The 23630-nt window shown below is 60.8% G+C and carries 24 protein-coding genes; 6 read left to right on the top strand and 18 right to left on the bottom strand.

Going from position 1 to position 23630, the window contains the following annotated elements:
• The first annotated feature begins 264 nt into the window (after positions 1–264).
• On the top strand, positions 265–2331 hold the full coding sequence (locus JQ845_RS09445; RefSeq protein WP_203008927.1) for an AsmA family protein: 2067 nt from the start codon (positions 265–267) through the stop codon (positions 2329–2331).
• Between the two features lie 147 nt (positions 2332–2478).
• Here JQ845_RS09445 and JQ845_RS09440 read toward each other — a convergent pair whose 3' ends face one another.
• A complete protein-coding gene (locus JQ845_RS09440) occupies positions 2479–3009 on the bottom strand; it encodes a ferritin-like domain-containing protein (RefSeq protein WP_003439105.1) in 531 nt (176 codons plus the stop codon).
• A gap of 86 nt (positions 3010–3095) precedes the next feature.
• The gene (locus JQ845_RS09435; RefSeq protein ID WP_010656247.1) at positions 3096–3983 is read right to left on the bottom strand and encodes a DMT family transporter; all 888 of its coding nucleotides are present in this window, start codon (positions 3981–3983) and stop codon (positions 3096–3098) included.
• A gap of 97 nt (positions 3984–4080) precedes the next feature.
• Between JQ845_RS09435 and JQ845_RS09430 the strand changes: the two genes are divergently transcribed.
• The 3 genes from JQ845_RS09430 to JQ845_RS09420 all read left to right on the top strand — a co-directional run bounded on the left by JQ845_RS09430 (position 4081) and on the right by JQ845_RS09420 (position 6395).
• Positions 4081–4869 carry an AraC family transcriptional regulator gene (locus tag JQ845_RS09430; protein WP_010656246.1) on the top strand — a complete coding sequence of 263 codons (789 nt, stop codon included), beginning with the start codon at positions 4081–4083 and terminating at the stop codon, positions 4867–4869.
• A gap of 64 nt (positions 4870–4933) precedes the next feature.
• The gene (locus JQ845_RS09425) at positions 4934–5224 is read left to right on the top strand and encodes a PsiF family protein (RefSeq protein WP_003439112.1); all 291 of its coding nucleotides are present in this window, start codon (positions 4934–4936) and stop codon (positions 5222–5224) included.
• 160 nt (positions 5225–5384) lie between these two features.
• Positions 5385–6395 carry an AI-2E family transporter gene (locus JQ845_RS09420; RefSeq protein ID WP_003439115.1) on the top strand — a complete coding sequence of 337 codons (1011 nt, stop codon included), beginning with the start codon at positions 5385–5387 and terminating at the stop codon, positions 6393–6395.
• A gap of 52 nt (positions 6396–6447) precedes the next feature.
• Here JQ845_RS09420 and JQ845_RS09415 read toward each other — a convergent pair whose 3' ends face one another.
• Positions 6448–7713 carry an Hsp70 family protein gene (locus tag JQ845_RS09415; protein WP_003439118.1) on the bottom strand — a complete coding sequence of 422 codons (1266 nt, stop codon included), beginning with the start codon at positions 7711–7713 and terminating at the stop codon, positions 6448–6450.
• A 281-nt stretch (positions 7714–7994) separates the two neighbouring features.
• On the opposite strand from JQ845_RS09415, the gene cbpA reads away from it, so the two are divergent.
• Positions 7995–8906, top strand: coding sequence for a curved DNA-binding protein (gene cbpA, locus JQ845_RS09410; RefSeq protein ID WP_003439123.1), 912 nt, complete (start codon positions 7995–7997; stop codon positions 8904–8906).
• Between the two features lie 2 nt (positions 8907–8908).
• Positions 8909–9217 (top strand): chaperone modulator CbpM, encoded by a 309-nt coding sequence (locus JQ845_RS09405; RefSeq protein ID WP_003439125.1) that lies wholly within the window; start codon positions 8909–8911, stop codon positions 9215–9217.
• A 121-nt stretch (positions 9218–9338) separates the two neighbouring features.
• Here the strand turns inward: JQ845_RS09405 and JQ845_RS09400 are convergent, their stop codons facing one another.
• The 15 genes from JQ845_RS09400 to JQ845_RS09330 form a co-directional block, all read right to left on the bottom strand.
• Positions 9339–10472 carry a sensor histidine kinase gene (locus JQ845_RS09400; RefSeq protein ID WP_003439128.1) on the bottom strand — a complete coding sequence of 378 codons (1134 nt, stop codon included), beginning with the start codon at positions 10470–10472 and terminating at the stop codon, positions 9339–9341.
• Between the two features lie 123 nt (positions 10473–10595).
• Positions 10596–12296, bottom strand: coding sequence for an urease subunit alpha (ureC, locus tag JQ845_RS09395; protein WP_003439130.1), 1701 nt, complete (start codon positions 12294–12296; stop codon positions 10596–10598).
• Positions 12297–12423: 127 nt separating this feature from the next.
• Entirely contained in the window at positions 12424–12732 is a 309-nt protein-coding gene (locus JQ845_RS09390; protein ID WP_003439131.1) for an urease subunit beta, read from the bottom strand.
• A complete protein-coding gene (locus tag JQ845_RS09385; protein ID WP_003439132.1) occupies positions 12729–13262 on the bottom strand; it encodes a GNAT family N-acetyltransferase in 534 nt (177 codons plus the stop codon). The genes JQ845_RS09390 and JQ845_RS09385 overlap by 4 nt, the downstream gene beginning before the upstream one ends.
• Positions 13259–13792 carry a GNAT family N-acetyltransferase gene (locus JQ845_RS09380; protein ID WP_003439134.1) on the bottom strand — a complete coding sequence of 178 codons (534 nt, stop codon included), beginning with the start codon at positions 13790–13792 and terminating at the stop codon, positions 13259–13261. The genes JQ845_RS09385 and JQ845_RS09380 overlap by 4 nt, the downstream gene beginning before the upstream one ends.
• A gap of 9 nt (positions 13793–13801) precedes the next feature.
• Entirely contained in the window at positions 13802–14104 is a 303-nt protein-coding gene (gene ureA, locus JQ845_RS09375; RefSeq protein ID WP_003439136.1) for an urease subunit gamma, read from the bottom strand.
• 99 nt (positions 14105–14203) lie between these two features.
• Positions 14204–15043, bottom strand: a complete 840-nt coding sequence (locus JQ845_RS09370) for an urease accessory protein UreD (protein WP_203008926.1) — start codon at positions 15041–15043, stop codon at positions 14204–14206.
• A gap of 32 nt (positions 15044–15075) precedes the next feature.
• On the bottom strand, positions 15076–15774 hold the full coding sequence (gene urtE / locus JQ845_RS09365) for an urea ABC transporter ATP-binding subunit UrtE (protein WP_003439143.1): 699 nt from the start codon (positions 15772–15774) through the stop codon (positions 15076–15078).
• 55 nt (positions 15775–15829) lie between these two features.
• A complete protein-coding gene (urtD, locus tag JQ845_RS09360) occupies positions 15830–16690 on the bottom strand; it encodes an urea ABC transporter ATP-binding protein UrtD (RefSeq protein WP_010656242.1) in 861 nt (286 codons plus the stop codon).
• Positions 16687–17766: an urea ABC transporter permease subunit UrtC gene (gene urtC, locus JQ845_RS09355; RefSeq protein ID WP_003439149.1), complete on the bottom strand. Its 1080-nt coding sequence runs from the start codon at positions 17764–17766 to the stop codon at positions 16687–16689. Before urtC ends, urtD begins: the two co-directional genes overlap by 4 nt.
• Positions 17766–19268, bottom strand: coding sequence for an urea ABC transporter permease subunit UrtB (urtB, locus tag JQ845_RS09350; RefSeq protein ID WP_161719788.1), 1503 nt, complete (start codon positions 19266–19268; stop codon positions 17766–17768). Before urtB ends, urtC begins: the two co-directional genes overlap by 1 nt.
• 75 nt (positions 19269–19343) lie before the next feature.
• Positions 19344–20609, bottom strand: coding sequence for an urea ABC transporter substrate-binding protein (gene urtA, locus JQ845_RS09345; RefSeq protein ID WP_003439155.1), 1266 nt, complete (start codon positions 20607–20609; stop codon positions 19344–19346).
• A 200-nt stretch (positions 20610–20809) separates the two neighbouring features.
• Positions 20810–21820, bottom strand: coding sequence for a FecCD family ABC transporter permease (locus tag JQ845_RS09340; RefSeq protein ID WP_003439158.1), 1011 nt, complete (start codon positions 21818–21820; stop codon positions 20810–20812).
• Positions 21817–22767, bottom strand: a complete 951-nt coding sequence (locus JQ845_RS09335; protein WP_003439161.1) for an ABC transporter substrate-binding protein — start codon at positions 22765–22767, stop codon at positions 21817–21819. The genes JQ845_RS09340 and JQ845_RS09335 overlap by 4 nt, the downstream gene beginning before the upstream one ends.
• Positions 22764–23552, bottom strand: coding sequence for an ABC transporter ATP-binding protein (locus JQ845_RS09330; RefSeq protein ID WP_003439163.1), 789 nt, complete (start codon positions 23550–23552; stop codon positions 22764–22766). The genes JQ845_RS09335 and JQ845_RS09330 overlap by 4 nt, the downstream gene beginning before the upstream one ends.
• Between the last annotated feature and the right edge of the window lie 78 nt (positions 23553–23630).

The following is a 23630-nucleotide window of genomic DNA, read 5'->3' as shown; positions in this document are numbered from 1 at the left end:
TCCGTAGCAGGGCAATTAGTTAGTCAGGTAAGCAATGCTACGCTTGGATCTTCGATATCAAAGTTCATACGGCCAATGGTGATAATCAACACAATTGATTGTTCAGGCTTGAGTGCTCTGGCTTGCGGCTTTCGGGTGTTTTTTTCATGAAAGTCGGCCTCCGGTTAAACCTTGGGCAGTCTTTGACAGTCGTACTTTTATTAGCGTCGCAGCCATTGTAAAACGCCGCAGTTGGGACGTTCAGCCGTAATAAGGAGCCGTTAAATGACACGCACCCGTAAAGTCCTTGCCTGGATTGGCGGTATTTTGCTTCTGCTGGTGGTGGTCCTGGTGGTGATCCTCGCTACCTTCGACTGGAACCGGATCAAGCCCACAATCAATACCAAAGTGTCTGACATCCTCCATCGCCCATTTGCCATTAACGGCAACCTGGCCGTGCGCTGGCAGCGCGAAGCGGACGAGGGTGGCTGGCGTGCCTGGGTGCCTTGGCCCCATGTGATTGCCGAAGACCTGAGCCTGGGCAATCCCGAGTGGTCAAAAGAACCGCAAATGGTCGGCCTGAAGAAGGTGGAGTTGCGTCTGTCACCGCTGGCGCTGCTGACGCAGACCGTGGATATCCCGCGTATCGACCTGACCGAGCCATCGGCCAGCCTGGAGCGTCTGGCCGATGGCCGGGCGAACTGGACATTCAAGTTAGACCCCAAAGACCCGAACGAAAAACCCTCGGACTGGAAGGTGGACATTGGCGCCATAGGTTTCGACAAGGGCCATGTGACGCTCAATGACCAGACCCTCAAAACCCGTCTGGATGTCGTGATCGATCCGCTGGGCAAACCCATCCCGTTCAGCGACATCGTCGGCCAGAGCGCGGCGAAAAAAGCGCTGGAGAAAGGTTCTGCGCCACAAGACTACGCATTCGCGCTGAAGGTCAAAGGTCAGTACCACGGCCAGAACCTCGACGGCACCGGCAAAATTGGCGGCCTGCTGGCCTTGCAGGACGCGGCCAAACCCTTCCCGTTGCAGGCGCAAGTCAGCATTGCCGACACCAAAGTCGCGCTGGCCGGGACCCTGACCGACCCGCTCAACCTGGGGGCGCTGGACCTGCGCCTGAAATTGGCAGGCAGCAGCCTGGGCAACCTTTATCCACTGACCGGCGTAACCCTGCCTGACTCGCCGCCGTACTCAACCGATGGCCACCTGATTGCCAAACTGCATGAGCCGGACGGCGCAGTTTTCACTTACGAAAACTTCAACGGCAAAATCGGTAGCAGCGATATTCATGGCAACCTGAAATACGTCGCCAGCCAGCCACGGCCCAAGCTGAGCGGCGCACTGGTGTCCAATCAATTGCTGATGGCTGACCTGGCCCCGTTGATTGGCGCGGACTCCAACGCCAAGCAAAAAGCCCGTGGCGGCGACAGCAAACAACCGGCGGGCAAAGTATTGCCGGTTGAAGAGTTCCGCACTGAACGCTGGCGCGATATGGATGCCGATGTGGAATTCACCGGCAAGCGCATCGTCCAGAGTGCCGAGCTGCCGTTCACTGACCTGTACACCCATGTGGTGCTGGACAATGGCGAGCTGAAACTCGAACCACTGCGTTTTGGCGTGGCGGGCGGCAAGCTGGATGCGCAAATCAACCTCAACGGGCGCAGTACGCCGATGCTGGGGCGGGCCAAATTGACCGCGCGCAACTTCAAGCTCAAGCAGCTGTTCCCGACCTTTGAACCGATGAAAACCAGCTTTGGTGAGCTCAATGGCGATGCCACGCTGTCGGGCACCGGCAACTCGGTGGCCAAGTTACTGGGCACGGCCAATGGCGGCTTGAAGATGATCATCAATGATGGCGCCATCAGCCGCAGCCTTATGGAAATTGCCGGCCTGAACGTCGGTAACTATGTGGTGGGCAAAATATTCGGCGACGAAGACGTGAAGATCAACTGTGCGGCGGCGGACTTCGGGATCAAGGATGGTCTGGCCACTTCGCAGTTGTTTGTGTTTGATACCGAGAACGCGATCATCTACATCGACGGCACCGCCAACTTTGCCACCGAACAGCTCGACCTGAAAATCACCCCCGAGTCCAAGGGGCTGCGTTTGTTTTCGCTGCGCTCACCGCTGTACGTAAAAGGCACCTTTGGCAACCCTTCGGCGGGTGTGGAAGCGGTACCGCTGCTACTGCGCGGTGCCGGCATGGTGGCGCTGGGCGTGATTGCCGGCCCGGCGGCCGGTCTGCTGGCGTTGATCGCCCCCAGCGGCGGCGAACCCAACCAGTGCGCACCGCTGCTGCAACAGATGCAGCAGGGCAAGGTACCGAAAACGGTGAAGTAGCCCCACAAACCCTGCAGGAGCGAGCTTTTAAGATCAAAAGATCGCCAGCAAGCTCGCTCCTGCAGGCCAGTGCTGGCGGCTTGATCCAGACAAAAAAATGCCCGCCCCTCATCACATGGGGGCGGGCATTTGCATTTGCGGGTCTGTTTACAGCCCTTTGAGCAGATCCGCCATGTCATCGGCATGCTCTTCCTCTTGGGCGAGGATTTCTTCGAAAATCCGGCGTGTGGTCGGATCCTTGTCGCCGATGTACTGAATGATTTCGCGATAGCTGTCGACCGCAATGCGCTCGGCCACCAAATCTTCGTAAACCATTTCCTTCAGGTTTTTGCCCGCGACGTACTGGGCGTGGGAATTTTTCGACAGCAGGTCGGGGTTGAATTCAGGTTCGCCACCCAGTTGCACAATGCGCTCGGCCAGTTTGTCGGCGTGCTCCATCTCCTGGGTGGCGTGCTCCAGGAACTCTTGCGCGGCCACGTGGGCCTTGATCCCGGTAGCCATGAAGTAGTGGCGCTTGTAGCGCAGCACGCACACCCACTCGGTGGCCAGGGATTCGTTGAGCAGGCGAAGGATCTCTTCGCGGTTGGCGCTGTAGCCTTCAGTGACAGCACCTTCTTCGACGTTCTTGCGGGCACGTTCGCGCAGGGTCTTTTTATCGGTTAATTGCATGTCGCTCATTTCAATCTCCTTACTCATCAGGTTGCCGCCTTGCTCTGCTGGCAAGATCGGTTCACAAGTTGTGAGTTCAGCGCGAGGAGAAAGTTTTATCCGATTTTTGGTGTCTTTCTCAGGGGCGTGGTCCAGCGTTCCGAGAGGATTACCCCGGCCAGGGTCAGTGCGCCACCAATCAGGTGGTAAGCATGCAGTTGCTCTTTGAGCACCACCGCGGCAATCAGCGCCGTGATCAGCGGCAACAGGTTGAAGAACAGCGTGGTGCGGCTCGGGCCCAGCACGGTGACGGCTTTCATCCAGGCCAAAGGTGCCAGCATGGAGGCCAGAATACAGGCATACAGCACCAGCCCGATGTTGTGCACCGTAAGGCCGGTCTTGGGTGACATCAGGTACAACGGCAGCAACACCACAATCGCCACCAGGATCTGCATGTACAGCATCTGCAGGGGAGGCAGGCGCAACTGCCATTTTTTCAGCAAGGTGCTGTAGATCGCATAGGCCAGAGTGGCAATCAGCATCATCGCGTCGCCCAGGTTGAGGCCGTGGTCAAGCAGGGCACTGAAGCTGCCGCTCGATACCACCACCAGCACGCCGACAAAGGATACGATCGCGCCGACCAGGGCTCCGGCGGTAAGACGCTGCCCCAGGCTGATGATCGACATGGCCAGCACCATCAACGGCATCAACGACAGGATGATCCCCATGTTGGTGGCCGAAGTCCGGGCTGCGGCGTAGTAGGCCAGGCTTTGATAAATCGCCATGCCCAGCACGCCGAGGACAAAGATCTTGCCCAGATTGGGGCGGATCACCGACCAGTTGGCGATCACCGGTTTGAGCATGAACGGGGTGAACAGCAGGCCGGCCAGCAGCCAGCGATAGAAGCCGATCTCGGACGGGAAGATGGCGCCGACCGCGAGTTTGTTGATTACGGTATTGCCGGCCCAGATAAAAATGGCCAGTAGCGGGTAAGCGTATTGCATCAGGAACAACCACAGGGTTAATGAGCAGCGATTATCCGCCTGTCTGTCTGCAAGCCTATACTTCGATCCGGCCAATCTCCCCCTGAATCCAGACAGCATGCGCAAGAATCTGATCAACGTTCCCGAATTCGACGGCTTGCCGGCCCCGGTGTACTTCCGTTATGCCGAATTTGATGCCGACAGCCATGCTGCGCCCCATGTCCATGCCTGGGGCTCGCTGGACTATGTGGCCCACGGGGTGATGCGCTACGAGGTCAACGGCCAGCGCTTCATGTCACCGCCGCAGTACGCGGTCTGGGTCCCGCCCCATACCGAGCACAGCGCCTATAACCCGCAGGCGATTGTCTATCGTTCGGTCTACCTGGATGTCGTCCATTGCCGGCACCTGCCCAAGACTCCGGTGACGCTGGCCATCAGCGACATTCTCAAAGCCATCCTCAGCGACTTTGCCCGGCGCGACATCAACATTCCCCAAAGCGAGTCCGACAAGAGACTGGCCCAGGTTCTGGTCGATCAGTTGCGCCAGGCACCTGTGCATCAGTGCTATTTGCCTTACGCCCGTCATCCCGGCCTGCAGGTGGTCCTTGAGGCCCTGCAGAGCCAGCCCGGCGACAATCGGCCGCTTGGGCAGTGGGCCGCTCAGGTGCATGTCAGCGAGCGGACCCTGGCGCGACTGTTTGTCCGGGAACTGGGCATGAGCTTCGGCGAGTGGCGGCAACGCCTGCGGTTTCTGGCGGCGATTGAAGCGCTGGAGTCTTCGCGCAGCGTGCAGGACGTGGGTTTTGATCTGGGCTACAGCACCTCATCGGCGTTTATCGCCATGTTCGCCCGTCAGGCCGGCTGCACGCCGGAGCAATATCGGCGTCAGGCCCGGGGCGTGATGTAACAGAGTTTGTCTACACTCCAGAGCAGTCCGCTGCCACTCGGTGCGGCCATAAGGAGAAAACTCCATGACGAAGCTGCGTATTCCTCTGCTGATGATGGGCTTGTTGCTGTGCTCCCAGGGTTTTGCGGCCACGGCCCAGCAAAACAAAATGACCACCTGCAATGCCGATGCGAGTGCCAAGGCCCTCAAGGGCGATGAGCGCAAAGCGTTTATGAGCACTTGCCTTAAAGCCGCCCCGGCGGCCCCTGCGACTCAGCAGGAAAAAATGAAAACCTGTAACGCCACTGCCGGCACCCAGGCCCTCAAAGGCGATGCACGCAAAGCTTTTATGAGCGATTGCCTGAAGAAGAAATAAAGCCCCCGGCAGCAACGGGCTTGCTCGCGACGCCTGCAGATCCGCTGCAATCGCGGGCAAGCCGCGCCTGCAGGTAGCAGGGCAACGTCACAACTTCTAGTGCTGCCCGCTGAAGGCTGGCAGACTGCCTGTCCTTTCGCGCTGCTTGTTTTGAGGCTGTATGCCATCGTTTTCTCAGCGTCACATTTTGTTCGCCAGTTACCTCATCATCGCTGGCGGCTTGTTGCTGGTTTTTCCGTTGCGCCTGTTGCCCAGCCTGCTGGCCGGGTTGCTGGTTTACGAACTGGTCAACATGCTCACGCCACAACTGCAGCGGCTGATCGCCGGGCGCCGGGCGCGCTGGCTGGCGGTGGCATTGCTGGGCACTCTGGTGGTCAGCGTGCTGGCGTTGATTTTTGCCGGCGCCATCAGCTTCTTGCTGCACGAAGCAGAAAACCCCGGGGCATCGCTGAATAAATTCATGGTCGTGGTCGACCGGGCGCGGGGTCAATTGCCGCCGTTTCTGGACAGCTATCTGCCGGCCAGCGCGGCCGAGTTCAGGGTGGCGATCGGCGAATGGGGCAACAAACACCTCAGCGATCTGCAACTGGTGGGCAAAGACGCCGCGCACATGTTCGTGACGTTGCTGATTGGCATGGTGCTGGGCGCCATCATCGCGTTGCAGCGCATCCCGGATGTCAGCCGTCGCAAGCCCCTGTCAGCCGCGCTGTTCGACCGTTTGCACCTGCTGGTGCAGGCGTTTCGCAACATCGTGTTTGCGCAGATCAAAATCGCGCTGCTCAATACCGTGTTCACCGGGGTGTTTCTGGCGGTGATCCTGCCGCTGTTCGGCGTGCATTTGCCGCTGACCAAAACCCTGATTGTGCTGACCTTCCTGCTGGGGCTGCTGCCAGTGATAGGTAACCTGATCTCCAACACCCTGATCACCATCGTCGGCTTGTCCCTGTCGATCTGGGTCGCGGTAGGGGCTCTGGGCTATCTGATCGTTATCCACAAGCTGGAATACTTCCTCAATGCCAAGATCGTTGGCGGCCAGATCAGTGCCAAATCCTGGGAGCTACTGCTGGCGATGCTGGTATTCGAGGCAGCCTTCGGCCTGCCGGGGGTGGTGGCCGGGCCGATTTACTATGCGTATCTGAAGAGTGAGCTCAAGCAGATGGAGCTGGTCTAACCCGCAATCCCTTGTCGCTGCCGCAGGCTGCGGCAGCGACAAGGGTGTGGTTTTAGCCGTAACGCTTTTTGGCTTCAATCGCCAAACCGCTGCCGATGCTGCCGAAGATGTTGCCTTCGACGTGATGGGCGTTGGGCAGCATGGCCGCGACGCTCTGGCGCAGCGCCGGAATACCGCTCGAGCCGCCGGTGAAGAACACCGTATCCACCTGCTCGACACCCACGCCCGCACTGCTGAGCAAGTCAGTCACGCTGTTGCGGATGCGCTCCAGCTGGTTGTCGATGGAGGCTTCAAACAGCGCCCGGCTCAGTTCGACACTTAGCCCCGGTTCTACCCGGTCCAGCGGCACATGGCGGCTCTGGGCGTGGGTCAGTTCGATTTTGGTTTCTTCGATTTCCATCGCCAGCCAGTGACCGGCGCGCTGTTCGATCAACTTGAACAAGCGGTCAATCCCGCCGGTATCGACGATGTCGTAGCGCATGCTGTTCAGCGCGATCTGGGTTTTCTGTGCATACACCGAGTTGATGGTGTGCCAGGTCGCCAGGTTCATGTGATGACTGGTGGGCATGTAGGCCCCGCTTTTCATCCGGCTACCGTAGCCGAACAGCGGCATGACCCCTTGCAGGCTCAGTTGCTTGTCGAAGTCGGTACCGCCCACGTGCACGCCGCCCGTGGCCAGGATGTCGTCCTGGCGATGGTCCATGCCACGGCGCTCAGGGGACAGGCGCACCAGCGAGAAGTCGGAGGTACCACCGCCGATATCGACAATCAGCACCAGCTCTTCGCGCTGGATGGTCGACTCATAGTCGAACGCTGCGGCAATGGGCTCGTACTGGAACGAGACTTCCTTGAAGCCGATGGCGCGGGCCACGTCGGTCAGGGTGTTCTCGGCTTCCTGGTCGGCCAGCGGATCGTCATCGACGAAATACACCGGGCGGCCCAGCACCACTTCTTCAAATTCACGGCCCGCGGTCGCTTCGGCGCGCTTTTTAAGCTGGGCGATAAACAGCCCCAACAGGTCCTTGAACGGCATGGCCGTGCCCAAAACGCTGGTGTCGTGCTTGATCAGCTTGGAACCCAACAGGCTCTTGAGCGAGCGCATCAGGCGGCCTTCGTAGCCTTCCAGATACTCATGCAGCGCCAGACGGCCATACACCGGGCGGCGCTCTTCAATGTTGAAGAACACTACGGAGGGCAGGGTGATCTTGTCGTCCTCCAGCGCGATGAGGGTTTCCACGCCTGGGCGCAGCCAGCCGACGGTGGAGTTGGACGTGCCAAAGTCGATGCCGCAGGCACGTGCTGGAGTGGCGCTTTTCATGTCTTTCGAGTTCCGGTTAAAAAACGGCCGCGCAGTGTATGCCAGACGCTCGCAGAATCGAAGCGCGACGATTCTTTAAATCGCAGGTTTTAATCCCCTTGAAAGACTATCCTTCACCCCCAAACTTCCAGACATTGGTTTGGCGGTCTTAAGGCTGCCGATAAACTTTTGCAGCGCTGGTCAGTCACAGGATTGAGATCGGTCAACCCCCGGGCCGGTCAACCAGAGCATTCTGGGTGGCTTCGAGCTGCGCGATATTGATAACGGATGGTGATCCTTACATGGACTTCAAAGACTATTACAAAATCCTGGGTGTCGAGCCCACGGCTGACGATAAGGCGATCAAGACCGCTTATCGCAAGCTCGCGCGCAAGTATCACCCGGATGTGAGCAAGGAAAAGGACGCCGAGGAGAAATTCAAGGACGTCAACGAAGCGTATGAAGCCCTGAAAAGTGCCGACAAGCGCGCCGAATACGATGAAATGCGCAAGTACGGTCAACATGGGCAGCCATTCCAGGGGCCGCCGGGCTGGCAAGGGCACTCGAGCGGTGGTTTCGAGGATCAAGGCGATTTTTCAGACTTTTTCAGCTCGATCTTCGGTTCGCGCGGTAATGGCTTCGGCGGCCAGAGCGGCCGCAGTGCGGGACGTCGTGGACAGGATGTAGAAATGGAACTGCCGATTTTCCTTGAAGAAACCCTGTCCGGCGAATCGAAGCAGATCAGCTTCCAGATTGGCGGCGCCAACAAAACGCTTAACGTGAAAATCCCGGCCGGTGTCACCGACGGTGAGCGCATCCGCCTTAAAGGGCAGGGCGGTCCGGGCGTGGGTGGCGGTGCCAATGGCGATCTGTACCTGATCATCCGCTTTGCTCCGCATCCGAAGTTCGATGTTGAAGGTCATGATCTGGTGATCACGGTGCCAGTGGCGCCGTGGGAAGCTGCTCTGGGGGCCAAAGTGGCCGTGCCGACCCTGACCAGCAAAATCAACCTGACCATCCGTCCGGACAGCCAGAGCGGTCAACGCTTGCGCATCAAAGGCCATGGCCTGGCGAACAAGCAAGGCGAGCGTGGTGATTTGTATGCCCAATTGAAAGTGGTCATGCCGAAACAGAGCGACGAGGCCACAAAAGCCCTGTGGCAAGACCTGGCCGACAAATCGGCATTCGATCCGAGAGCCCAATGGAGTAACTGATCATGAGCAGCACCCTGATCGTTCAGCTGGACATGGAAAGGTTCTGCGAAGAGGCCGGCATCCCGGCCACTTACGTGATAGAGATTGTCGAACACGGAATTATCGAACCTCAGGGCCGCACGCCGGACGTGTGGCGTTTTGAAGACTACGAGCTGGCCATCGCACAGCGTGCGACCAAGCTGCACCACGACCTGGAGATGGAGTGGGAAGGCGTCGCCCTGGCGCTGGACCTGATCGAGGAAGTGCAGCAATTGCGGGCCGAGAACCAGCGGCTCAAGCAGCAACTGGGCCGCTTTGTCGGCGACCTGTAGCCGCGACCGTACTGTAGGAGCGAGCTAGCCTCGCGATCTTTTCAGATAGCTGTTCACATTAGCGTGCAGCACGCCAGATACAGCTCGCGAGGCAAGCTCGCTCCTACGGGTTTTTTATCTGTCAGATCTGTTTGGGCAACACCACGGTAAACGTCGTGCCCTCGGCTTCGGTCGAGGACACTTCGATGCTGCCATGGTGCGCGTCTACCACTTCCTTGACGATGAACAAGCCCAGGCCAAGGCTGGTGGATGCGCCCGGGTGGCCAATGTCTTCGCTCGGGCTGCGTACCAACGGGTCGAACAGGGTGGCCAGCGCCTCCTCTGCAATCGGGGTGCCGTTGTTGTGCACCCGCAGGGTCACGTGGTCGTCAGTTCCGTTCAGGATCAGGGTCACCGCGCCTTCGCTGGCGCCATGCTGCAACGCATTGCCGATCAGGTTCTGCAGCAGCTGGTCGAGGCGTCGAGGGTCCCAGTGGCCTTCAACATTGCCGTTAACCTGCAAGCTCTGCTCACACTTGGGGTGTCCGGCGCCGGCCTGGTCCAGTGCGGTCTGACAAGCCTGGGCCAGGTTCATGGCGCAGGGTTCCACAGGCAACTGCGTACCCAGGCGGCTGCGCACAAACTCCAGCAGATCACTGACCATCGCCTGCATGTGGCGCGCCCCGGTCTTGATCGCCTTGACGTAATTCAGGGCGTTGGCATCCAGGGTAATTTTGCGTTCCAGCATTTCGGTGGACATGCTCACCGCTTGCAACGGCGCGCGCAGGTCATGGCCCAGAATCGCCAGGAAGATATCCCGCGAGCGGTTGACCTGCTCGGCGTAGGCCTCGGTGGATTCGGCCAGCGCCTCATCAATGGCCTCATTGAACCGGATCATGTCCTGCAAGTAGCTCAGCTCCAGAGTTTCGAGGCTGGCGACCCACAAGCGGATCACGCAGGCGCGCAAGTGCCGGAACTCGGAGGTCATCTGCACCAGATCAAAGCCCACGGTATGGCGCAGTTCGCCATGGCTGGCGGCGGCAACGTCCAGGCTCGGGGTTTTTTCCGGCCCTTCGCCCTCGGCCTTGGCCTGTTGTTCGCTGGCGGTTTGCGCGGTGTTCATGTCCCGCGCAGCGGCCAGCAGAATGGCCTTGGCATGATCGCGCAGGGCCACGCTGTCCATTGATTCGGCAGCCGGGGTGATGGTTTCGGCGAACTGCTCCCATTCATCGACGATACGATCAGCGTTGTGCACGATGAATTCAGATAGGCGCATAGCCAGACCCTGCTGCAAGAGCGATAGTAATTAAGGTGTCGCATCTTAGCCCCTAACGACAGCTTTCTATACAACCGCTTGCCGGTACAGTCCCCCGCCAGCCAGGGGAACTGCCCGCAGCCCTCAAAACAGAAAATAGCGCTGTGCCATCGGCAATACATCAGCGGGTTCGCACCACAGCAGCACCCCGTCGGCCTTGACTTGATAGGTCTGCGGATCGACTTCGATTTCGGGCAGGTAACCGTTGTGAATCAGGTCGGTTTTCTGCACTTCGCGACAGCCTTTGACCACCGCGATTTGCTTCTTCAGCCCCAGTGCCGCGGGTACCCCGGCATCCGCCGCGGCCTGGCTGATAAAGGTCAGGCAGGTGGCATGCCGCGAGCCGCCGTAGCTGGCAAACATCGGGCGGTAGTGCACCGGCTGCGGGGTAGGGATCGACGCATTCGGATCACCCATCAGGCTCGAGGCAATCGCCCCGCCCTTGAGAATCAGGGTCGGCTTGACCCCGAAGAACGCCGGTCGCCAGAGCACCAGGTCGGCCCACTTGCCCACCTCGATCGAGCCCACTTCATGGCTGACACCGTGGGTGATCGCCGGGTTGATGGTGTATTTGGCGATGTAGCGTTTGGCGCGAAAATTGTCATTGCCCGGTGCGTCTTCGGGCAGCGGGCCGCGCTGTTTCTTCATCTTGTCGGCGGTTTGCCAGGTACGGGTGATGACCTCGCCGACCCGGCCCATGGCCTGGCTGTCGGAGCTGATCATCGAAAACGCGCCGAGGTCGTGCAGGATGTCCTCGGCGGCGATGGTTTCACGACGGATACGGCTTTCAGCGAAGGCCACATCCTCGGCGATGCTCGGGTCGAGGTGATGGCAGACCATCAGCATGTCGAGGTGCTCGTCGATGGTATTGCGGGTAAACGGCCGGGTCGGATTGGTCGAGCTGGGCAATACATTGCTCAGGCCGCAGGCCTTGATGATATCCGGGGCATGGCCGCCACCCGCGCCTTCGGTGTGATAGGTGTGGATGGTGCGGCCCTTGAATGCGGCCAGGGTGGTTTCGACAAAGCCCGACTCGTTCAGCGTGTCGCTGTGAATTGCCACTTGCACGTCATACAGATCGGCCACGTTCAGGCAGTTGTCGATGGCCGCGGGCGTAGTGCCCCAGTCCTCGTGCAGCTTGAGACCGATGGCCCCGGCTTCGACTTGCTCGATCAGCGGTTGCGGCAGGCTGGCGTTGCCCTTGCCGGTAAAGCCCATGTTCATCGGGAATGCATCGGCGGCCTGCAGCATGCGCGCCATGTGCCACGGCCCCGAGGTGCAGGTGGTGGCATTGGTCCCGGTGGCCGGGCCGGTGCCACCGCCGATCATGGTGGTGACCCCGCTGTTCAATGCCTCTTCGATCTGTTGTGGGCAGATGAAGTGGATATGGGTGTCGATACCGCCAGCCGTGAGGATCATGCCTTCGCCGGCGATCACTTCAGTACTGGCGCCGATGGCGATGGTCACGCCGGGCTGGATATCCGGGTTGCCGGCTTTGCCGATGGCGTGGATCCGGCCGTTTTTCAGGCCCACGTCGGCTTTGACGATGCCCCAGTGATCGATGATCAGGGCGTTGGTAATCAGCGTGTCCACCACCTCGCTGGCGAGCAACTGGCTTTGGCCCATGCCGTCGCGGATCACCTTGCCGCCGCCGAACTTCACTTCTTCGCCGTAGATGGTGAAGTCCTGCTCGACCTCGATCCACAGCTCGGTGTCGGCCAAGCGGATCTTGTCGCCAACGGTAGGGCCGAACATGTCGGCGTAGGCCTGGCGGGAAATTTTCATAGTGAGTTCCTAAATATATAAACCATCCCCCAATCCCTGTAGGAGCGAGCTTGCTCGCGAGCTTTTTCTCAAGAGCGCTTAAGGGCTCGCGAGCAAGCTCGCTCCTACAGGGATTAGGGGATTGGGGTTAATCCAGATTGCCCATGACCCGGCCGGCAAAGCCGAACACCCGGCGCAGCCCGGCCAGTTCCACCAGTTCCACTTCGCGGGTCTGCCCCGGCTCGAAACGCACGGCAGTGCCCGCCGGGATATTCAGGCGCATGCCACGGCTGTCAGCACGGTTAAACATCAGGGCATCGTTGGTTTCGAAAAAGTGATAGTGCGAACCCACCTGGATCGGGCGGTCGCCACGATTGGACACGCTGAGGCTCAGGGTCCGACGGCCGACATTCAGCTCGATGTCACCGGCTGCAATGCGGTATTGGCCGGGAATCATTGCGGTTCACTCAAGGTTTTGTAGTAGATGGCCGTGGGGCTGTAGTGACCGTCGGGGCTGCGGCAATAGTTGGGTAGCTCGCCGACCCGGGTGTAACCCAGGGCACTGTAGAAGTTTTCTGCGGGCGAGCCGGCCTCGGTGTCCAGGTGCAGCAAGCCGCGCTTTTGTGCCCGCGCCCCTTGCTCCAGGGCGTGGATCATTATCTGGCCCAGACCACGGCGCCGGGCTTCGTTGAGCACCAGCAGTTTCTGGACCTCGGCACGGTTGAGCCCGTTGCGCTTCTGGCACAGGGCAAGTTGCACGCTGGCCAGCACCCGGCCGTCTTCAATCAACACCCACAGGAGCAGAGTGCCTTGCTCCAGCTGGGCCTGTACTTCGTTGAAATAGTGGCTGGCCTGGGGCAGGTCCAGATCGTCCATGAATCCCACGGACGCGCCGTAGCGCACTGCATCCAGCAGCAAGGTAATCAGCCCGTCGCGATATTCGGCAAAACTGCGGGCGGTTAGCTGCAGCACTTGTTCATTATTCATTTGCCGCACTCCTGTGGCGGCAGCGCGCCGGGGTTGAGCATCAGTTGCATAAAGGTCAGGTCCAGCCAGCGGCCAAACTTGATCCCGACTTGGGGCATGCGCCCGCCGGTGACAAAACCCAGCTGTTTATGCACATGGATCGAGGCCGCATTGCCGCTCTCGATGGCTGCCACCATCACGTGCTTGCCGCACGCTCTGGCACGTTCAATCAGCGCTGCCAGCAATTGCGGTCCGAGGCGTTTGCCCCGTTGTTCGGGATGCACGTACACCGAATGTTCGACGGTATGGCGGAACCCTTCAAAGGGGCGCCAGTCGCCAAACGAGGCGTAACCCAGAGTCAGATTGCGCTCATCGACTATCACCAGCACCGGATAGCCCTGGGCCTGGCGGGCAGCGAGCCATTGCTGACGATTGGCCAGGTCGACGGTTTGCTCGTTCCAGATTGCGAGGGTGTTGAGCACCGCATCGTTGTAGATATCGAGAATCGCTGGCAGGTCAGCCGCGACGGCATCACGAATTAGGTAAGACATGCAGCAGCCTCAGGCGATGGGTTGGTGGACGGTGACCAGCTTGGTGCCATCCGGGAAAGTGGCTTCGATCTGGATGTCGGGGATCATTTCCGGAATGCCTTGCATCACTTGTTCGCGGGTCAGCAGGGTGGTGCCGTAGTGCATCAGCTCGGCGACGGTACGGCCGTCGCGGGCGCCTTCGAGCAGGGCGGCGGATATATAGGCGATGGTTTCCGGGTAGTTAAGCATCACCCCGCGTGCCAGCCGTCGCTCGGCCAGCAGTCCGGCGGTAAAGATCAGCATCTTGTCTTTTTCGCGTGAGGTCAGGTCCATGGTGGGTCCGTTGTTAAATTAAGGATTATGGGTCGAGGACCTCTGTGGGAGCTGGCAAGCCAGCTCCCACAGAGGTCCTCAAAAAAATCGCGACGGTTCTCAGGTACTCCAGATCCTCGGGGCCAGTGCCTCACGGCCCAACAATGCCGGGCGCAGCAGGCGCCACAGCTCGATCAGCCAGGCGCGGGCCTGCAAGGCTTCTACCGCCAGGCAGCGTGCGACCACTAACCCCGGCAGCTGGGTCAGGTCACCGCGTACCGGGTTGGGCAGGTCGCGACAGGTTTGCAGCAGCTCGGCACTGATTTCCCCGGTCACCAGCAATGTCGCGAACACCGGGTTGCCGTCCAGTCCGATTGGCGAATCCAGCAAGCCGTCGCCGCCGATAACCCGCTGGCGCTCATGCCAGAGCAACTGGCCGTCACGGCGAATATCCAGCTGTGATTGAAAATGCCCTTGCTCAAAACGCTCACCACTGGCCAGTCGTCCCAGCGCCACCATGTCCCAGTAAAACAGGCGCCCGTCGCCTTCAAGTTCAATGCGCGTCGTCAGTTCGGCCCGGGCGTCGCTGAACACTATGGTTTCTTGCGGCAGCCATTCCAGGGTCGCACCGGCGGCCACGTTCAGGGTCAGGCTCTGGTACGCCGGGCCGGCCGCGCGATACCACTTGGCGGCACCGGGGCTGGTGAGTTGCGCCCAGGCATCCGGGCCGACACTGGCGCAGATGTTCAACCGGTCGCCGCCGGCAATGCCGCCGGGCGGGTGAACAATGATGTGCTGGCACACCTCGGGGCCTTCGGCATACAGGTGCTTCTGCACCCGCAACGGACCGACATGGCGGCGCTGGGTAGGGCGCGTACTGTCGCCAAAACGGCCATAGCCCAGCTCCAGCTCGGCGTGCCAGCTGGGGGTGAACAATGCGGGGTTGGCAGGCAGGTTCATAGGTCGGCTTTTTCATCAAAAAGAGTTACAGACTAAATCGTCACCAGTCCACGCACACCCTCTGTTTGCATATTTTCACCACGGCCCTGTTGCACGATTTCGCCTCTGGACATCACCAGATACTGGTCCGCCAGTTCTTCGGCAAAGTCGTAGAACTGCTCCACCAGCAGGATGGCCATATCGCCCCGGGCAGCGAGCATCTTGATCACCGCGCCGATCTCCTTGATCACCGATGGTTGAATCCCTTCGGTCGGCTCATCGAGGATCAGCAGGCGCGGGCGGCTGGCAAGCGCGCGGCCGATCGCCAGTTGTTGCTGCTGGCCGCCGGACAAATCGCCGCCGCGCCGATGCTTCATTTGCAGCAACACCGGGAACAGTTCATAGATAAATTCGGGTACTTCCCGGGCCTGGGAACCGGGGAAGCGCGACAGGCCCATCAACAGGTTTTCCTCCACCGTCAGGCGCCCGAAGATCTCCCGGCCCTGGGGCACATAAGCGATCCCGGCGTGAACCCGCTGGTGGGGCTTGAGCGTGGTAATGGGCTTGTCCTCCCAGGTCACGCTGCCTTCCCTGACGGCCAGCAAACCCATCAGGCACTTGAGCAATGTGGTCTTGCCCACGCCGTTACGGCCCAGCAGGCAAGTGACTTCGCCGACTTTGACCTCAAACGACAGGCCGCGAAGAATGTGGCTGCCACCGTAGAACTGATGCAGATTTTGTATTCGTAGCATCGTGAATCCCCTAATACCCTGTGGGAGCTGGCTTGCCAGCGATTGCAGCGGGGCGTTAGCGGCCCAGATAAACCTCGATCACCCGTTCATCCGCCTGCACCTGTGCCAGCGAGCCTTGCGCCAGAACGCTACCCTGGTGCAACACGGTGACGTGGTCGGCAATCGAGCCGACAAATCCCATGTCGTGTTCCACCACCATCAGCGAGTGTTTGCCGGCCAGGCTTTTGAACAGCTCGGCGGTGAATTCGGTTTCGGCATCGGTCATGCCCGCCACCGGTTCATCCAGCAGTAACAGTTGCGGGTCTTGCACCAGCAGCATGCCGATCTCCAGAAACTGTTTCTGGCCATGGGACAGCAATCCCGCCGGGCGCCGGGCCGAGGTGCTCAGGCGAATGGTCTCCAGTACTTCAGCTATGCGATCCCTTTGCTCACCCGTGAGTCTGGCGCGCAGGCTGGCCCACACCGACTTATCGGTTTTTTGCGCCAGCTCCAGGTTTTCGAACACGCTCAGGGCTTCAAACACCGTGGGTTTCTGGAACTTGCGGCCAATCCCGGACTGGGCGATCTGTACTTCGCTCATCTGCTGCAGGTCCAGGGTTTCACCGAACCAGGCCTGACCTTCGCTGGGGCGGGTCTTGCCGGTGATCACGTCCATCATGGTGGTCTTGCCTGCGCCATTGGGGCCGATGATGCAGCGCAACTCGCCGACGCCTATGTACAGGTTGAGGTTGTTCAGGGCCTTGAAACCGTCAAAGCTGACGCTGATGTCTTCCAGCGTCAGGATGGTGCCGTGGCGGGTATTGAGGCCGGTTCCCGCAGCCTGGCCCAGACCTATGGCGTCGCGGCTGCTGCCGGCATCCTTGTTTGGATCGAATGCGGGTTCGAGCATAAATTCCGCCGTTGCAGTGATTCTCATTGTTCGCCCCTTTTCTTCAGCAGGCCGATCACGCCTTTGGGCAGGTACAGGGTCACGACGATAAACAGCGCGCCGAGGAAGAACAGCCAGTACTCGGGGAAGGCTACGGTGAACCAGCTCTTCATGCCGTTGACCACGCCCGCGCCCAGCAACGGGCCGATCAGGGTGCCACGCCCGCCGAGGGCTACCCACACGGCAGCTTCTATGGAGTTGGTGGGCGACATTTCCCCGGGGTTGATAATGCCCACTTGCGGTACATACAACGCCCCGGCCAGGCCGCATAAAACAGCACTGAGTACCCAGACGAACAGCTTGAAACCGCGGGGGTCGTAGCCGCAAAACATCAGGCGGTTTTCGGCGTCGCGCAATGCGGTCAGCACCCGCCCGAATTTACTGCGCGCCAGGCGCCAGCCGAGAAACAGGCTGGCCACCAGCAACATCACGGTGGCGAAGAACAGTGCCGCGCGGGTGCCGGGCTCGGTGATGCCAAACCCCAGAATGCTGCGGAAGTTGGTGAAGCCGTTGTTGCCGCCAAAACCGGTCTCGTTGCGGAAAAACAGCAGCATCCCGGCGAAGGTCAGGGCCTGGGTCATGATCGAGAAATACACGCCCTTGATCCGCGAACGGAAGGCAAAAAAGCCGAACACCAGCGCCAGCAAACCGGGGGCCAGCACCACCAGGCACATGGCCCACCAGAAATGCTCGGTGCCGGTCCAGTACCAGGGCAATTCGGTCCAGGACAGAAAGGTCATAAAGGCCGGTAACTCATCGCCCGAAGCCTGGCGCATCAGGTACATGCCCATGGCGTAGCCGCCCAGGGCGAAGAACAGGCCGTGGCCCAGCGACAGCAGGCCGGCGTAGCCCCAGACCAGATCCAGCGCCAGGGCAACGATGGCGTAACAGAGGATCTTGCCCGTCAGCGTCAGGGTATAGGCCGAGACCTGGAACGGGCTGTCGGCAGGCAGCAGCGACAGCAGCGGCAGGGCCAGCAGCACCAGTAATACCAGGCCGCCGACAGTGGCGGTCACGGCCGGCCCGGCCTTTTGCGTGGCAGTAAGCAGCAGAGGCTGATTCATCAGTCGATCACCCGTCCTTTGAGCGCGAAGAGACCTTGCGGACGCTTCTGGATAAACAGAATGATCAGCCCCAGGATCAGGATTTTGCCCAGCACGGCGCCGATCTGCGGTTCAAGAATCTTGTTTGCGATGCCCAGGCCGAAGGCCGCGTACACCGTGCCCGCCAGTTGGCCGACACCGCCCAGCACCACCACCAGGAACGAGTCGATGATGTAGCCCTGGCCCAGGTCAGGGCCGACGTTGCCAACCTGACTCAAAGCCACCCCGCCGAGCCCGGCAATCCCCGAGCCGAGGCCAAAGGCGAGCATGTCGACCCTGCCGGTGGGTACGCCGCAGCAAGCCGCCATGTTGCGGTTCTGGGTGACCGCACGCACGTTCAGGCCCAGCCGGGTTTTGTTCAGCAGCAACCAGGTCAGGAACACCACGGCCAGGGCGAAGACGATAATCACCAGGCGGTTGTACGGCAGCACCAGGTTGGGCAGCACTTGCAGCCCGCCCGAGAGCCAGGCCGGGTTGGCCACTTCGACGTTTTGCGCGCCGAACAGCACCCGCACCAATTGAATCAGGATCAGGCTGATGCCCCAGGTGGCGAGCAGGGTTTCCAGTGGCCGGCCATAGAGGTGGCGAATGATGGTGCGCTCCACAAGCATGCCCACGCAGGCCGTGACAAAGAACGCCACGGGCAGCGCCAGCAGCGGGTAGAACTCGATGGCGCCGGGGGCGAAGCGCTGAAACAGCAACTGCACGCAGTAGGTCGAGTAGGCGCCGAGCATCAGCATCTCGCCATGGGCCATGTTGATCACCCCGAGCAGGCCGAAGGTGATGGCCAGCCCCAGGGCTGCCAGCAACAGAATCGAGCCCAGGGACAAGCCGCTGAAGGCCTGGCCCAGCAAGTCTCCGATCAGCAGTTTGCGTTTGACCTGGGCCAGGCCGGTTTCGGCGGCGATGCGTACCTTGGCGTCGGTTTCGACCCCGTCCTGCAGCAGGGTTTCGAGGCGGGTGCGGGCCAGGGGTTCGCCGGTTTCACCCAGCAGGCGCACGGCTGCCAGACGCACTGCCGGGTCGGGGTCCACCAGTTGCAGGTTGGCCAGTGCCAGGCTCAGGGCGCTATGTGCAGTACTGTCGGTTTCGCCGGCCAGTTGCCGGCCGAGGAAGGCCAGTTGTGCCGGTTTGGCGGATTTTTGCAGTTGCAGGGCGGCCGCCAGACGCAGTTTCGGGTCTGGAGCGAGCAATTGCTGACTGGCCTGGGCGGTCTCAATCAAACCGCGCAAACGGTTATTCAGGCGCAGGGTTTTGCTTTGCCCGTCGACGCTGATCTGACCTTGTTGCAGGTCGTTGATCAGCGCTGCGCGTTCAGCTGTCGGTTGTGCCGCCCAGCTTTCCAGCAGTTGGGCCTGGCGGGAATTGTCGGCCGCTGCGAAGTCGCCGGCATCGTCGGCGTATGCCCCCGGGGGCAGCAACAGCAGGCAGGCGAAGATAAAACGGTAAAGGGCAGTTGGCATAGACAGGGCCTTTTTCCTGCAGGAGCGGGCTTGCTCGCGAGCAAGCTCGCTCCTGCAGAGGTTGTGTTATTGGCTTTAGTTGCTCTTCACTGCGTAATCCGGCTTTTTGTCATTGCCCGGGATATACGGGCTCCAGGGCTGGGCGCGGATCGGCTCCTTGGTCTGCCACACCACGTTGAACTGACCGTTATCTTCGATCTCGCCGATCATCACCGGCTTGTGCAGGTGGTGGTTGGTCTTGTCCATGGTCAGGGTGTAGCCCGACGGCGCGGCGAATGTCTGGCCGGCCATGGCTTCCCGGACTTTATCGACATCGGTGGACTTGGCTTGCTCTGCCGCCTGCGCCCACATGTGGATACCGACGTAGGTGGCTTCCATCGGGTCGTTGGTCACGGCCTTGTCCGCACCCGGCAGGTTGTGGGCTTTGGCGTAGGCTTTCCAGTCGGCGACGAACTTCTGGTTCACCGGGTTGTGCACCGACTCAAAGTAGTTCCAGGCCGCGAGGTTGCCCACCAGCGGTTTGGTGTCGATGCCGCGCAGTTCTTCTTCGCCCACCGAGAATGCAATCACCGGCACGTCGGTGGCCTTCAGGCCCTGGTTGGCCAGCTCTTTATAGAACGGCACGTTGGAGTCGCCGTTGACCGTGGAGATCACCGCCGTCTTGCCCCCGGCGGAGAATTTTTTGATGTTGGACACTATGGTCTGGTAATCACTGTGGCCAAACGGGGTGTAGACCTCTTCGATGTCCTTGTCGGCCACACCTTTGGAATGCAGGAAGGCCCGCAGGATCTTGTTGGTGGTGCGCGGGTACACGTAGTCGGTGCCCAGCAACACGAAGCGCCTGGCGCTGCCGCCGTCCTCGCTCATCAAATACTCGACCGCCGGAATGGCTTGCTGGTTAGGTGCGGCGCCGGTGTAGAAGACGTTGGGCGACATCTCTTCGCCTTCGTATTGCACCGGGTAAAACAGCAGGCCGTTGAGCTCTTCAAATACCGGTAACACCGATTTGCGCGACACCGAAGTCCAGCAGCCGAAGACCACGGCGACCTTGTCCTGGGTCAGCAACTGGCGACCCTTTTCTGCAAACAGCGGCCAGTTGGACGCCGGGTCGACCACCACCGCTTCGAGCAGCTTGCCGTTTACGCCGCCTTTGGCGTTGATCTCGTCGATGGTCATCAGCGCCATGTCCTTGAGCGACGTTTCGGAAATCGCCATGGTTCCGGACAACGAATGCAAAATCCCCACCTTGATGGTCTCGGCGGCTTGCACCGTCCAGGTCATGCCCATGGCGGCAATGGATGCCGTGAGGGTGAAAGCTTTGAGCAAGCTGCGACGCTTCATGGGGCGATCTCCAGATGTCTGATTTTTCTAATGGGTCGACGGGGACACTGGGAAGGTCTATAGCAAGGGCTGTGCCGAAGTGGTGCGCAGGCTCTGGAACGGGGCTCAAGGGCGAATTTTGAGGTGTCGGCGCACCAGTGCGGCGCCTGAAGACGGTTTTGGTGCGCGGCCTGCGCCGTGTTGGTGCTAGGGGAGGGGGGTTAGCGCTTGCGCATCAGCCCTATAAAGAACAGGCCGCCAATCGCCGCCGTGGCCACGCCGATGGGCAGGTCTTCAGGGGCGATCAGGGTGCGCGCGGCAACGTCCACCCAAACCAGGAACACGCTGCCCAGCAGTGCTGACACCGGCAGCAAACGCCGGTGCTCGGCCCCTACCAGACGCCGGGCAATGTGCGGAATCATCAGCCCGACAAAGCCGATCGAGCCGCTGATAGCCACCAGCACTCCGGTCATCAGGGAGGCGATCAAAAACACCTTGAGCCGCACATTGCGTGCGTTCAGGCCCAGGGTGACGGCGGTTTGCTCGCCCGCCATCAAGGCGTTGAGCGGGCGGGCCATGCCCAGCAGCAGTACCAGCCCCAGCAGCACCACGGTGCTGGGCACCAGCAGCAGTTCCCAGCGCGCCAGCCCCAGCCCGCCGAGCATCCAGAACAGTACGGCAGAGCTGGCGCGATGGTCGCCCAGAAACAGCAGGGTATTGGCGATGGCCATCATCACGAACGACACGGCCACCCCGCACAGCAGCAACCGGTCACTGTCCAGGCGGCCCTGGCGGCTGGCGATGGCCAGCACCAGAACCATGCTCAGCAACGCACCGATAAAGGCCGCGATGGGCAAGGTCAGCAGGCCGACGATCTGGCCCACGTGCAGCACCACAATCACCGCCCCCAGTGTGGCACCGCTGGTCACGCCCAGCAGGTGCGGGTCAGCCAGCGGGTTACGGGTCACGGCTTGCAGCACCGCGCCGATCAATGCCAGCCCGGCCCCCACCAGCGCCCCGAGCAGCATGCGCGGCACGCGGATCAGCCACACGATATGTTCCTGCCCGGCGCTCCAGCTGACCTCACCGATACCGAACAGTTTGTTGAGCAATATGTGCCACACCACGTCCACTGGCACCCGCGCCGGGCCGAAGCCCAGGGAAATCACGCACGACACCAGCAGCAGGGCGCCGAGACAGGCCAGCAGCAGGGCGTAGCGGCGAGTCATCATTGGGGGTGGAAACCTTTGGCCAGGGTTTCGATGGCCAGCACGTTGTCGATGCCGGGGGTGGCTTGCACGTAAGGGATGACGATGAAGCGTTTGTTGCGAATCGCGTCGACCGATTGCAGGGCCGGGCTGGTTTCGAGGAAGCGCTGTTTTTGTTCGGCGCTGACTTCGCTGTAATCGACGATGACGATCACTTCAGGGTTGCGCTCGACCACGGTCTCCCAGTTGATACGGGTCCAGCTGGCGTCGATATCACTGAGGATGTCGTTGCCGCCTGCGGCTTCGATCAGTGCGTGGGGAATGCCCAGCTTGCCCGAGGTCATGGCACGGTCTTCACCGCTGTCGTACAGGAACACCCGTGGCTTTGCCCCGGGCAGGTTCTTTTGCACGGTGGCGACTTTTTCCTGCATCTGAGCGATCAGCGTGTTGGCGCGGTCTTGCACGTCAAAAATTTTGCCCAGGTTGCGCAGGTCGTTGTAAGTGTCCTCCATGCTGGCGGGCGGGCGCTTCATCACGAAGGCGCAGGACTCGGTCAGCTCGTACACGTTAATGCCCAGCGGGGTCAGGGTTTGCGGCGTGAGGTCGCCGCCGACGCGCATGCCGTAATCCCAGCCGGCAAAGAAGAAGTCGACGTTGGCGTTGAGCAGGGTTTCCACCGAGGGGTACTTGCTCGCCAGCTCCGGCAGGCCATCGAGAATCACCTTCATCCCGGGCGTCACCGCTTTCCAGCCACTGATGCCGCTGTAGCCGACCATGCGCGGCTTGAGGCCGAGGGCGAGCATCATTTGCGTCATGTTGATGTCATGGCTGACTGCGTGTTCGGGTGCCTGGTTGAAGGTCACCTCACGGTTGCAGCTGGTAATGGTCAGCGGGTATTTGCTGGCTTCGGCCCGGGCCCATGGGGCAGCGGACAATGCGCACAGGCAGAGGGCGAGGCGGATCAGTTTCATGCTTGGGTTATCCAGGTAATGCGCGGGTAGCCGGACAGCGGATGGTCGTCGATCAGCGCGTCGACGCCAAACACGTCGCGCAACAGGTCGACGGTCAGCACCTCGCGCGGGGTGCCGCTGGCGATGATCCTGCCGTGGTCGATCACGTATAGCCGGTCGCAAAAGGCCGCGGCCAGATTGAGGTCGTGGATGCTGGCCAGGGTTCCGATGTTCAGGCGTTTGACCAGTTGCAGCAGCTCCAGCTGGTAGCGTGGATCGAGATGATTGGTCGGCTCGTCGAGGATCAGCAGTTCGGGTTGCTGGGCCAGGGCCCGGGCCAGAATCACCCGCTGTTTTTCACCGCCGGACAGGGTGGCGAATGCGTGGTCTTCGAAGCCCTGCAGGCCAACGGATTCGAGGGCTTTTTTCGCCAGCTCGCGGTCGGCCTCGGTATCGCCGTCGAACAGGCCTTTATGGGGGGTACGGCCCATGGCGACCACTTCATCGACGGTCAGGCCAAAGGCGTCCGGAAACTCCTGCAACACCACGGCGACGCGTTGGGCGCACCAGCGTGGCGATTGCTGCCAGAGGTTGTGCGCACCGAGGTGAACCTGGCCCGACTCGGGTTTGCTGAAGCGATAAGCGCAACGCAGCAGGCTGGTTTTACCGCTGCCGTTGGGCCCGATCAGCCCCACGAACTCGCCTGCGGCCACGTGCAGATTGGCATCACGCAGCTGGAACTGGTGATGACAGTGGCCGTGGCCCAGCGGGGTCCAGGCAAGTTGAGTGAGGGTGAGGCGGGTCATAAAATTCCGGTGTTGATCTGATCTCTGCAGGAGCGAGTTGCTCGCGAGCTTTTTCACGGCTCGCGAGCAAGCCCGCTC

Origin of the sequence: Pseudomonas paraversuta, assembly GCF_904063065.1 — a bacterium.
Taxonomy (GTDB): Bacteria; Pseudomonadota; Gammaproteobacteria; order Pseudomonadales; family Pseudomonadaceae; genus Aquipseudomonas; species Aquipseudomonas paraversuta.
Note: the sequence above shows the minus strand (reverse complement) of the source record. Positions and strands in the feature narration are given on the sequence as shown.